A 14,865-nucleotide genomic window follows, 5' to 3' on the forward strand; every position below is an offset into this window, starting at 1 on the left:
GAAACATGACTAAAAAGTGGCTAGTGGTCAAATATTTGAAGCATTACTTTACAATTATCTTTTTAGTTAGCAACTCATTTGCTTCTGTACGCATATATACAACATAAGCTCCGGTAGAAATACCATTGAATGCTACACCGTTTTGTAGTTGTTGCATGGAAACATCTGCCATTTCTAACACCACTTGTCCACGCATATTTACTAGCGATAGCTTGCTAATATTACTATTTAGCTTTTTAATAAATAATGTATTTTCTGTATTTTGAAAATAAATGTAGTTCTCTGAAGCTATTGATTCTTCTATACTCAAGCTCGCCTGCTCACTTTGAAATACTAATTCGAATCTGTTATTGAAAACACCTTGACCAGCATTAAACTCATAGCTTTCATTTTTAGTTAAATCGAAATATGTGCCCGTTTGGTTGTCTTTTAAATAAATAGATTGATTCTCGTCTATATTTTCTAATTCGTTTAGCTTTATTTCGAATGAATTATCTCCAGACGATTTAAAGTTTAAAGGCACAACCTTATCGGTGGTTAAAGCACTGTAAGCCTGAATAACCATACCCCTATCTTCAAAACTTAATAATAAATCGTTATTAGTTTCTACTACATTTTCTGCATCGTAACCATAATCGAAACCATCACTTGTTGAATCACTAAATCCTAGTAATAATTCGCGATGCGTTTCTGGACCTGTTATAGAATTTAGTTGTAAACTTATTTTCTGAAACTGTGGTTCTGTAGTTACTTCCTCAGTATCCGTAGTTGCAGTTCCCTTTTTGGTTCCTTTAAAAAATACTGAACCAGAATTATACGAACCATTAGCATCAGATTCTTTTACAAATACACGCTGGCTATTATTAAATTCTACTTGACCATCTGCACTAATATTAACCATAAAACCTTGACCTACTGGAATTGTTTCAGTTGGTTTTTTTGTGCCACTTGGACCTCCTCCCAACAAAGCTCCTAAAATACCCTGAAATTGAAATGCTTTTGCAGAGCCTAATTTATTTACTGTGGCATAACCACCATCGTACTCGCTTAAGTTATGTGAAGTACCATCCCATTGTTGCCACAATAATATAGAACCCGATATTACACTAGAATTGTCGTCTAGAAACTTACCTACATCTATAGCTGATGGATATGGGTTACCAACCAAAGTTTGCGTTTTACTAAATAACGAGGCTAATAAACCGCCTTTTTTATCGACGTCTATTAAAATAGTACCATTATTAGGTTTACCTTCAAATATATATTCTTGTTCTGTTGCTGTTGTACCTGTACCTTTTTGCGTGTAACCTACTCCTGGAGCTAAAGTCGTTGATGGACTAACACGTTTCCAATCGTAATAGGTTTGCCCGCTCATATAGGTATATAACCAATAACTACTTATTGTACCATTTCCGGTATAACCACTTGTGAACATAAAATTACTACCAGAGCCATCCTTAATCATATCTATACTAAAAGGACTATTGTTTGCATTATTGGCAGACCCGTTATTGTTAGACAAGGTTGTAGCACGTAACTCTCCTACCGGCGAACACCAGTAATTGTACCAATACGGACTTGAGTTTCCTTCTTGACGGCGTATTATTTTACCTGTTGAAGAGGTCACTAAATCGCTATTTTCTGTTTGTATTAATTGTGAGTCAGCTTCCAAATCTAATGTGCCATTTAACTCAAAATACCAACTATTGTTTACCTCATGGTCTCCATTAACGGTTAGTTTTTTTCCACTATCGATAATTAAACCTTGTGTTTTTAAACTCGCATTAATTGATACATCATGGCTCACTTTTACTATAGAATAACCAGAGTTAGTAAGGGCATCCAAATTCCAAACTGCGCCATGTAACAAATTACCTGTTGTTGCCAACTCTCCATCTCCAGAGGTTTGATAAGGCATTGGTGCCGTTTGTGCTTGTACAGTTGTAATATTATGGAGTGCCGCGTCATAATTATTACTTGAATAATCAATTGTTTTTGAGTTTATAATTTCAGTCATTGGATAGTAAGCTTGCAATTTACTCCACGCAACGCTTGTGCCTGAAGTCAAATCTGCCACTTTTTTAGCAACAACCTTTCCTATTACATCACTTCCGTTTTGTTCTATTTCCTGATAAATCATTTGTTGTAACTGATTCTCGGTCAGTGCTACATCAAATACCCTTACTTCGTCAATAGATCCTTTAAAATAATTATTATCGGAAGCTGAACTTTTACCAATGGTAAGTTTATCTAAGGAACTACTAATTGATCCTTTTAAAGAAAAGTGACTAGTCGATTTTATTAAAGCTCCATTCAAATAAAGCTTTAAATTATTAAATAGCAAACTAGAATCAAAGACCACCGCTATATGGTACCATTTATTTCTTTGTAACTTATCTGACATATTGGAGTCCAAATAGCCATTATTTACATTAGTACTTAACTCCATACCTCCATCAACATCCAAAATAAACTCTCCTTGATTAACAATTACCCCATAATTAGTAAAAGTATCATCAAGTTTTATCCATAACATGGTAGTCATTTTTGATAAACCACTAAAATTAAAATCACTATCAACATAATCATCAACACCATCAAAATCTATAGTCGCTGAGTGTGGAGGATTAATATTAAATATATCTCGATAATCTAAATCGCCACCTAAAACAGTATCTGAATCTGCATCGCCAAAGGCACTAACAAGATCTGCTATATCTCCTAGAGCTACTTCATCATTAACATCTAGATAACCAACAATGGCATCAAAAATATCATTTAAACCATCGGTATCAACATCGCTAGCCCCTAATGTATTTGCTTGACCGTTTTCTTCAATATCTGGTATACCATCGTTATCGGTATCACTATCTAGATAATCAAATACGCCATCACCATCGGTGTCCTCCAGAGTAGCTATATCTGTACCGCCCATAGCAGTTTCGTAAGCATCATCTAAACCATTATTATTAATGTCTGTAATACTTGTGCTAACATTGCTTGGAGGAATATAACCCACTGTAGGTTGAGCTTCTATATTATCTGGAATACCATCATCATCAGAATCAATATCTAAGTGATTTGGAAAGCCATCGCCATCTGTATCTATAGATTCACAATATGAGAAGTCGTAAATTTGAATAGTAGCGGGACTGCTATTTCCATCATTTTTTGCTATCGTAATAGTTAACTCATCCATTGCTCCTTGCACAGCAACCTGCACACTATTAGATGGTGCATTGCCAGCAGCTCCATTTACATCGTATACTGTTTGCCCAGACACAATTCCATCATTTAAATTAATATCTGAAATAGTGATTGGAACATTTACCCCACCATTTGTAGCTACTAAATCGGCAATATCTTCATTATCAAAACCAGCTAGTTTAAATGAAAAGTTATAAATAGGTTTAGAAGCACTAAACGTATAAACAGCGACATCTCCATTTGAAAAATCTGAATTTCGTACTTGCGTATTAATATAGGCTCCCGAAACACCCGAAACAGTAGCTGAATTTACTCCAGTTCCCCATAAGGCTGATCCTAATAATTCATATTTAAAATCAATATCTATATCACCATGAGGAAACACCCCATTAACAACACCCACATTAGAAGAGTTATCATTAAAAGTCTGCGCTAAAGCTACTAGTCCCGAAGAACAGTTAAGTTCATTAACATCTAAAATGCCATCATTATCATCATCTAAATCACATATATCACTAATAGTATCGTCATCAGAATCTAAATAACCAGAAACCAAAGCATTACACGAATCGATTTGACAATCGAAACTATATGCAAATGTATCAAAACCATGAGGCTCATGAGAATCTATTAATAGACCTCCTGATATTATAATATGCTTTACACTTATTTTACTTACAGGCGTATCACTTATAAAACCAATTGTATTTTCTATATTTTGACCACCAACTACTGTTGCCCTTAAATTATGATCTGCATCATATAGTTTTATGTTACCTGTAAGATCATCTCCTAAAAATGGACCATTAAAATATGCTATTAAATTCCCATCAACATAAATTTCATAATTTGACTCAGAGCCATTTCCAATAGTATCAAAAATATCGATTAAATCGAAACTAAAGGAAACCACAGGTGTTGTAAAGTTTATATTCATTGTGTAAAAATCCCCTGTTAAGGCACCCGTTTCTGGATAGATATAAACACCTTGCCCTGCGTTACCAGATATAAACCCACCAGATGTGGTTGCTCTAAACTGTGCAATTTTTGAAGATGCTGTTCTACGATAATAGTTATCAACAAAGTCTAGTGTACCGTTTGCAAAAGTCCCAACACTTGTATTGGCAGACCCTGCAGTAGAAGAACTTGAAGGAAACACAAAATCGTTAGTACCATTTAAAACAGTTAAGGTTTGTCCTTTTTTAAATACCTCTGCTTGAAAACCAGATTCTTGGTAACCTAAACCGTTTGTATTATTAGCACTTGAAAAGATTTTAAATCCTTCCTTAATCCAACTAACAGCATCACCTTGAGGGCTTGCCGCGCCAGAAACAGGCGGACAATTAACCAAACCTTGTGCTGATAAAACTTGTAGGTTTAATAAGAATAATACAACAGAAAATGTAAAGCCTAATTTTATTTTTATATTCATAACAAAACATTTAATAGCCATGAGCTATGTTTATTATGTACAATAACAAAAATTAGTAAAATGGATTAAAAAAATAATATCTTGAGGGAAGATAAATTAACAAAAACACAAAGTGCTAGTAATCAATTATAATGTAAAAATAAATCTAATTTGTTCTTAAAGATGAATAGCCTACTATTTTTCGATTAAAGATTAAAAAAAACCATTTAAATGCATCGATGAAAAATGAAATGCATAAAAAAAGGATAAACTACTAGTATTTAAAATCAAACCATCCACAATAATAGTTTAAAAAAACAACAAAAACTAGATGAAAAGCACGTTTTATTCGGTAAAATGCAATTTTAAGTAAATTTATTCACTTTAGATCATAAAAAAGGCTGCTATTAGCAGCCTTTTTTAAAAAGTTACAGCAAGAGCTTATTTAATAATTATTTTTTTAACCAACATTTCGTTAGAGTTGGTTCTCATATACACTACATAGGCTCCCGTAGAGATACTATTGAATTGTATTCCGTTTTCTAGAGTATCAATAGCTAAATCCGCCATTTCAAAAACCACTTGCCCGCGCATATTAACTAAAGAGAGCTTACTAACAGCACTATTTATTTTTTTAACAAACAGAGTATTAGTAGAGTTCTGGTAGAAAATTTTATTTTCACTAAATGTAGAATCTTCGATACTTAAGGCTTCCGATTCGTTTTGGAAAACTATTTGAAAACGCTCATTAAATATACCTTGTTCAGAAGTAAACATATAGGCTTTAAAAGCACTTAAATCAAAATAAGCACCTGTTAAATTATCTCGTATATATATTGTTTCTGCTTCATCTATATTTTCTGTTTCAGAAATTTTAATCTCAAATGCATTATCACCCGAAGACTTAAAATTTAAAGCTATGACCTTATCTTTTTTAATAGGCCCGTATGCTTGTATAGTCATATTTTGACCATTGAAATCTAGATTTAAATCATTGATAGTCTCCTTTGTACTTCTTGCGTCATAGCCATAATCATACTCGTCTGTAGTATAATCACTAAACCCTAACAGTAGTTCGCGTTTAATATATGGTCCCTTAGAGCACACAAATTCCAACCTAATTTTCTGCATTACACCTTCATCTGAATCTGCATCAATTGTTGATTCGCTAGAAGTTGTTGAATTAGTTTTCGATTTTTTAGAATCTGATTTTGAAAACAAAGAGCCCGTATCATAAGGACTAGTAGCAGAATAATCGGCTTCTTTTACAAACACACGTTGACTATTATTAAACTCCACCGTACCATCGAACGGTAAAATACCATCATTTTCAATCTCCGCCATAAAACCTTGCCCTATTGGAATGTATCTGGTTGGCATTTTCACTCCCTCTGAACCGCCTGTATCGTTTCCTTCAAGACCTACAAACTGAGAAGCTCTAATTGTACCAAGCTTGTTTACTTGGGCATAACCACCATTGTAATCTTTAAGTATGTGGGTGGAGCCACTCCATTGCTGCCACAACTCTATATAACCCTTTGTAACACCTTCATTATCATCAATAAACTTATGAATATCTAATGCCGATGGATACGGGTTAGCCAATAAATAAGCTGTTTTTGATATATTTTGAATAGATCCGACACCTCCTAAGTCATCTACATTTACAAGGATAGTTCCATTATTAGGTTTACCATCGAAGATATACTGTTGTTCTGTACCCGAGGCTCCTGTTCCTTTTTGTGAATAACCTACTCCTGGCTCTAATGCTGTAGAAGTACTAAACTGTTTCCAATTCCAATACGTTATACCATTTTTAAACGTGTTTAACCAATAACTACTAATACTTCTAGTACCTGTATATCCCGAAGTAAATGTCATATTAGTTCCAGTTCCATCCTTTAGCATATCTAAACTAAATGTACTATTGTTGGGGTTATTATTTGCTGTATTATTATCTATTAAAGCCGTAGCCATTGGTGCTCCAACTGGTGAACCCCAATAGTTATACCAATATGGATTAATTGTACCTTCTTGACGTCGTAAAACATTACCCTCGGCACTTGTTACTAAATCGCTATACTCGGTTTGTATTAATTGAGAATCGTTTAATAAATCTAATGTTCCATTTAATTCTAAATACCATGAGTTTTCCACTTGGTTATCGGCGTTAATAGTTAATGTTTTATCATTATCAATTATCAACCCAATAGTTTTTACTTCATGACTGGCATTAATATCATGTTTTACCTCAATAATACTCCAATCCTTATTAGTTGCCACATCGTCTATATCCCATACATCGCCATGTAACCAAGTACTCTCATTAGTCCAATCGCCATCGTTTACAGTAACGTAAGGCATTGGAGCTGTTTGGTCTTGTATTGTGGTTATGTTATACATTGTAATATCGTTCCCATAACTAGAATAATCTGTAGTTATATTACTAATTATATCCGTCATTGGAAAATAAGCCCTTAAATTGTTCCAAGATACTTTTTCATTTGAACTAAAATCTTGAACATCTTTTGGTATTATGGTGCCTTTAATTATACCTGCATTGTTCTCAATTTCTTGATACACCATTTGTTGTATTTGTTGATCAGTTAAAGCAGCATCAAACACGCGAACCTCATCTATATCACCACGAAAGTGTCCAAAACCAGCGGCACTAGTGTTAGTTGGGTAACGACCAATGGTAAAACCTCTTGTTGAGTAAATATGTGCAGACCCATTATAAAATTGGGTTAATAGTTCTGAATTTAACAAAGGACTAGAATTAGTACCCACTAACTCGCCATTTAAATACAATTTTACAGTTTCATCTTGAGAGTTAAAAACTCCCGCTAAATGATACCAAATATCATTTTCTAACTTTATTCCTAATAAGGGGTTAGGCTGCACACTAATACTATTGTTTGGATAGTTATCGCTTACTGTAACTTGGTCTTGCGTTAACACTTTAAATGCAGGAGTACGACCGTTAGTAACATAAAGATGCATAACCTCTTGACCTGCTACACTATATAATCTTGGTAAATTACCATCATTATCATGCTTAATTTTTACCCAACTCATTATAGTACCATTTTCCCAATTAGTTATAAATGGAGTACCCTCGATATAATCGTCTACCCCATCAAAATCTATACTTATTGGTGGCAAAGGGCATCTTTCAAAAACAGTTGTTAGTGTTTGTGTTCTACAACCATCTACAGTAGCAACATCAACACTATAGGTTCCAAAATCATTAATATCCAAAACACCAATAGCGGCTCTAGGATCATGACCAACATAGGTTGATCCATTTGGGAATGTCCAAGTATAGGCCATCCCTCTATAATTTAAAAGATAGATTGGAAATTCGCTACCTATTTCACCACAGCTTTCATTTTGAAATGCCACCCCTAATCCTGTAGCGACTTCCGATACTTGAGAACTTGTAGTATTACCACAACTATCTTCAATTCTTACAGAATAAGATAGGAGCGCGCTTTGGTTTGTAAAGTAACCATCAGTATTTGTGGCTAAAACTAAATTATTCGCATTATTAATAAGAGAAAAAGAGTAAGGTCCTGTACCTCCGGATACTACTCCAGAAACTGTAACCAAACCAGTACCACAATTATAGCTACTTAATGGTGTAATAGTAGGCTGTTGATAGGCCGCTATAGAAACGGTTTCCGATTCGAAAATACATGTTGTAGTTTTATAATACTGAACATAATAATTGCCTGCAACTAAGTTATTAAAAGTATATGTATTACTACTAGCTGTACCTGTTTGCACTATCGAATTAGTATCAGCATTTCGAAGCCTAAAGTATCTAGTACCCGAACTATAATAACTATTATTACTATTTACGCTTACATCAATAGAATTTGAGTTTACACAGTTTAAAGTTGGGTTAGTAGAAAAATCAACACTCAGTACATCCGTTACTTCAAAAGCATAGGTATCCGAATTACCACAAGAATCTAGAGCTGTTACTTCATAATTACCAGGTATAAGCTCACTAAAAGTAGGCCCGTTTTGTGGACCTGGATTTCCTGTAAACCCAGAAGGCACGGTTGTTAACTCAAAACTTACCGGACCAACAGCACCATTACTACCGCTGTTGTATCTAACCTGTACTCTACCTGTACCTACTTCGCAAAAATCTACTGAAGGAATAGTTAACGCTTCATTTATCTCTATAGGTTCTTGTGTTTTCGTAGTTGAACTAGATCTAGTTAACCCACAGGCATCGGTAACAGAATAACTATAAGAACCATAAGGAATATTATTAAAAGTTCCTGTTGAATTTGATGTGGCCCCCGTATACCCCGCAGGTGTACTAGTTAAAGTATATACATAAGGACCTAGCATCCAATTAGGCCTAATTTGAAGAGACCAATCGCTACATGTCCTTTCTAATGAAGACCAGTTAATGTATGAACTAGGGTTTGAATGCGTATATGTTGCTGTTTGCCCACAAGCGTCGGTAACTTGAAACGTATAAGGTGCTTGATCTATTGGAAGTGTAAACTGCCCCGTAGTATTGGTAGAAGCGTACCCAGAAGGTGCACCACCTACAACCTCGAACATATAAGTTCCAAAACCAGTACCTCCAGTACCACCCACTTTATAAATAGCTTCTGTACATGATATAAGCTCGCGAGTTGGACTTCCAGAAGTTGTTAAATTTAAAGTAGATAAAGTAGGATCGGTTAGTAAATAACTTCTAGTTTGAAAATCGCCACAAGCATCATAAACTCTTACGCTATAATTTCCGGCAGGTAAATTATTAAATGTATATGCTTTACTAGCTTCGTCTATCAATCCTGTTGTTGTACCAGAAGGCCCACTGTAAATTTGATATTGATAAGGGCCTATTCCTGTTGCAACATTAACATTAATAGCACCAGTACTTGTACTAGTACACGTTGGATTTGTTGGTGAAAGTGAAAAATTTAAAATTTCTGTTTGGTCTTCTACTTCTATAGTTCCAATAAATGGTGGGTTACTAGAATTGTTTGCGTCCTCTATGGTTATTTCGTAATTACCAGGATACAAATCATTAAAAGTAAACGAAGACGAATCAAAAGCATCTGTAGTAGGATAGGTTTGTCCGTTTGCCGTTGGACCATTGGTAATAGTAAAAATATAAAACTTTAAAATACCAAAACCGTTACTTCCTGTTGCTGTTATAGAACCATTATTTGAACATGTAGCTTCAACAGAAGTTAAAACTCCTCCAACATCAAAATATGCCGTATTATCTTTACTTGCTGAAAGGGCTGTTTTATTGTAGTTATTTGCATATGATGATACATTTATTAATAACAAACATGTTATAATAAATAAACGTTTAAGCACGTTGTAGGTTGAGAGGGGCATATTTTTTAATTTATTTTATAATAATCTTTTTAGTTAAAATACTATTAAGGTCTGTTTTTATAAACACTACATAAGTACCTATATCAATATTATCAAATTGTATACCGTTTTGTAATTTATCTTTAGACACATTTGTCATTTCCAAAATAACTTGTCCGCGCATATTCACTAAAGACATTGTTTTAACATCGCTATTTAAATTCCTAACAAATAATGTATTTGTTGAGTTTTTATAATACATTTTATTTACATCGAAGCTGTCATCACTAGTACTTAAACTTTCTTGTTCGTTTTGGAACACTACCTCAAAACGCCTATTAAAAACTCCTTGTGTTGATGAAAAACTATATGCTACACCTTCATTTAAACTAAAGTAAGTTCCTGTTTCTATATCGTGTAGATAAATCGATTGATTTTCTGTGATATTTTCCGTTTCTGAAATTCTAATTTCAAAATCATTATTACCCGACGAGCTAAAATTTAATGGTATAATCTTATCTGCAGTTATTGGTCCATACGCTTGAATATTCATATTTTGACCATTTAACTCTAAATTTAAACCGTTATTTTTTGCGGTTGTATTTTTTGCATCGTAACCATAATCATAATCATCGGTTGTAAAATCACTAAATCCTAATAGTAATTCGCCCTTTGTATCTGGTCCCGATGTAGAGTTAAACTCTAATCTAATTTTTTGCATGATAGGCTCCTCAACTTGATCTTCTGTTTCTGTTTCTTTAACAAACTCAGATTTTGTAAATAACGAACCTGTATCATAAGGATCAGTATCAGAATAATTAGCTTCTTTTATAAACACACGCTGACTATTATTAAACTCTACCGTACCATCAAACGGTAAAATACCATCATTTTCAATCTCTGCCATAAAACCTTGTCCTATTGGCATGTATCTGGTTGGCATTTTTGTACCTTCTAATCCGCCTGTATCATTTCCTTCAAGACCAATAAACTGAGACGCTCTTATGGTTCCAGTCTTGTTTACTTGAGCATAACCTCCATTGTAATCTGTAAGTACATGGGTAGAACCACTCCATTGTTGCCACAACTCTACATACCCATTTATAACGCCTTCATTATCGTCGATAAACTTATGGATATCTAATGCTGATGGGTATGGGTTAGCCAACAAATAAGCTGTTTTGGTTACATTTTGAAGAGAACCAGTTCCCCCTAAGTCGTCCACATTTACAATGATGGTTCCATTATTAGGCTTACCATCAAAAATATATTGTTGCTCTGTGCCAGAAGCTGCTGTTCCTTTTTGTGAATAACCTACTCCTGGCGCTATTGCCGCAGATGTGCTAATTTTTTTCCAATCCCAATACGTAATACCATTTTTAAACGTGTGTAACCAATAATTACTAATACTATTACTACCTGTATAACTTGAAGTAAATGTCATAGCTGTTCCCGTTCCATCCTTTAGCATGTCTAGACTAAATGAGGTATTATTGGGGTTATTACTTGCTGTATTATTATCCATTAAAGTGGTAGCTAATGGAACTCCAACGGGTGAACCCCAATAGTTATACCAATATGGATTGATTGTACCTTCTTGACGGCGTAAAATATGCCCTGTTGCCGAGGTTACTAAATCGCTATTTACACCTTGTACTAATTGTGAATCGCTTAATAAATCTAATGTTCCATTTAGCTCAAAATACCAAGTGTTATTTATAAAATTGTCACCGCTTAGTTGCAATGTTTTTGTTGCATCAATAAACAAGCCTAAATTGGTGTGCGAACGATTTGTAGTAACATTATGTTGGATATTAATAATACTCCAATCTTTATTATTCCATACATCTTCTATATCCCATACATCGCCATGTAACCAAGTACTTTCACTAGTCCAAGCGCCATCATTTACAGTTGCATAAGGCATTGGCGCCGTTTGGTCTTGTAATGTTGTAATATTATGAAGCTGAGCTATATTACCGTTTCCTGAGTCATCTTGCACAGTAGAATTTAAAATATTTCGCATTGTATAATACCCTTCTAAATTAGTCCAAGGCACTTTTACATTCGTCGTTAAATCTTCAATATCTTTTGGAATTATTGTTCCTTGTAAAAACCCAACATTATCTTGTATTTCTTGATACACCATTTGTTGAATCTGCTCATCGGTCATGTTTTTATTAAACACCCTAACTTCGTCTATAGCCCCATGAAAATAACTGTTTTCAAAGCGCTCAAACCTACCAACCGTAAATACTGGATTAGTAAACGTTGCATTTGTAGACAAAGCCGTACCTGAATCTATATAAGTTACTGTTCGCACAGGCTCTCCATCCAAATAAAGATTTATAGATTTATCTGCACCACTAAAAGTCAAGGTTAAATGGTGCCATTCATTTTTCGGGATTGTTAAACCACTAGGGCTTAAACTGTATGATGTACCGGAATTATTAGTAATTACATATCCGCTTATACCACCAGTTGACGTAACCGAAATCCTAAACATATTTTGCCCAAGAATATTACCACTTTGCGAATGATTAGGATCTAATTTAACCCATGCCATTAAGGTACCTTCGGCCCATCCACTCATTTGTATACCTGGAATAGACACGTAATCGTCTACACCATCAAAATCTATAGTAGCATTGGCATAATAAACATCTATTAAATCACGATAATCTAAGTCGCCACCTAAAGCTAAATCGCTGTCGGTATCCGGTAAAATCGATAAATCTGTGGGATCTTCAATATCTTCATTGGCATCCCACGTTGCATCATTAGTTCCGGTTGTTTCAAATACATTATCTAAACCATCACTATCATCATCTACAAATGTCATTACAGGTCCTGACATGCCGTTTTCATTTATATCCAGAATGCCATCACTATCGCTATCTAAATCTAAATAATCTGGTGTGCTATCGCCATCGGTATCTTCTAAACTTGCTAATCCTGCGCCATAAGCCGTATCTATTCCTGTTGTACTATCCACTGTTCCCGATGGCAGAATATAGCCAACTGTTGGTTGTGCCTCAACATTATCTGGAATACCATCGTTATCTGAATCTATATCTAAATGATCGTAAAAACCATCACCATCTGAATCTTTAGCCCAAGCCCATAATATAGCTCTTACCAATAAATCTTCGCCTGCTGCATTTAAACCGCCATTATAGCTTGTATGTGGAACAGCCACCCTTCTACCCGGTGCTGCTACAGCATTTTCCATTGGCTCCCCAATTTCCCATGCAATCATACTTACCGTACCGTTAGGATGCTCTCCTAAATGCGTACCTGACAAAATATTAGCGACTATGTAACTACCATCTCCAATATCTAAATCGCCTAAAGGTAAACCTTGGGTTATGGGATGTGTATTATTTGTAATATTAATAACGCTAGAAACAGGTTGCGATTCTGCTCCTGTAGTACCAAAAATTTCATCAAACAACGCATTTTCACTGGTAACAATACCTTTTTTTGAAGTTTCTAAATTAGCAATATTTGTAAATGTAGTACCGCTATTTACTGTAGGATGAACATATGTTACCGAATAGTTATCGACATCTTCAGAATCAGTATCGTTAGCGACAGTAACTATAAAACCTAAGTTTATTAATTTATCTATAGTGTTTTGTTGGTCTGTAGTAATTGCACCCCTTTTAACCCAAAGTAGTGTTTTAGGATGTTCAACGGTATCTAAAATACCATCATTATCATCATCTAAATCGCAATCGTCACCAACACCGTCTATATCGGTATCGATGTAATTTGGATTGTTAGTATCACAAGTACTACACTCGTCGGCTTGTTGCGCATCATCAGCGCTTGTTCCAACACCTTGACCACCATTAGCGGTATTAGGTATACCATTACCATCTACACCTCCTGTGATTTGATTATTACCATCTAAATTTGAATATCCTATGTCGCTGTTTAAAGCGTCGCCCTCTAAAGCATCAGGACAGCCATCGTTATCAGAATCGGTATCTAACGCATTAATAATACCATCTCCATCACTATCTAAACAACCAATTGGCATAAAGGCTACACCTTCAAATCTGGTAGACACACTTGATACCGTGTTATAATCTACATTAAACGGATATGTAACACCTTCTATACCTATAACAATATACCACTCCGAATCTCTAATAAGAACACCCCCAGAACTGCAATCTAAAACGGCACCCGAAGTTATTACCGATCCATGTGGATAATTTAAAATTTCATTTAACGGATCGTTAAGCACTGCAGTAGATCCACCTGGCCAAGTAATAGTAATTTCTTTATCCGCATTTTGAGCACCATATGTTGAAGAACGCGCATTATTACCAACCCTTAATGAACTTAACTTTCCATTTTGAGCTTCTTGTAAAACAAATGCTATATCAAAAACATTACCTGGATTTACATAACCTTCATCCCAAGTTATTAAAACACCATCTGTAACATTTGTAGTGAAAGAAGTAAATTCCACGGGCACGGGATTTCCTGAAGGTATTTCGACTAAAGATGGTGACGATAATGAAAAATCTGAAGACATAACTCCCGATTCGAATGTACCAGAAATACTATTAGTTCCTTCTCCAGAAAGACTGTTTGCTAGCAATGGCAATCCGCATTCATCTTCATCTGGAATACCATCGTTATCGTCGTCTAAATCAACAGAATCTGTTATACTATCCAAATCTGCATCTTGAGCATGAATAGTATTTGTACTTAAAAATACAATTGCAAATAATGCAGTTATAAATGAAAACTTCTTCATAGGTTAATCCTTAATAGATAGGGACTATTAAAATTTTATTTGAGGGAACCGCAAAAATAACAAAAACAAGTTGCATAAGCTTAAAACAAACGATAATAAGTTACTTTTCAGCGAT

General features: G+C 34.7%; 3 protein-coding genes. All 3 read right to left on the reverse strand.

Going from position 1 to position 14,865, the window contains the following annotated elements:
* Positions 1–43: 43 nt before the first annotated feature.
* Positions 44–4,639: a LamG-like jellyroll fold domain-containing protein gene (locus tag AAFN75_RS05430; RefSeq protein WP_411808592.1), complete on the reverse strand. Its 4,596-nt coding sequence runs from the start codon at positions 4,637–4,639 to the stop codon at positions 44–46.
* Between the two features lie 420 nt (positions 4,640–5,059).
* A complete protein-coding gene (locus tag AAFN75_RS05435; RefSeq protein ID WP_411808593.1) occupies positions 5,060–9,946 on the reverse strand; it encodes a LamG-like jellyroll fold domain-containing protein in 4,887 nt (1,628 codons plus the stop codon).
* Positions 9,947–10,007: 61 nt separating this feature from the next.
* On the reverse strand, positions 10,008–14,750 hold the full coding sequence (locus AAFN75_RS05440) for a LamG-like jellyroll fold domain-containing protein (RefSeq protein ID WP_411808594.1): 4,743 nt from the start codon (positions 14,748–14,750) through the stop codon (positions 10,008–10,010).
* Between the last annotated feature and the right edge of the window lie 115 nt (positions 14,751–14,865).

The sequence above is a fragment of the Algibacter sp. AS12 genome (genome assembly GCF_046736315.1).
GTDB classification, from domain to species: domain Bacteria; phylum Bacteroidota; class Bacteroidia; order Flavobacteriales; family Flavobacteriaceae; genus Algibacter_B; species Algibacter_B amylolyticus.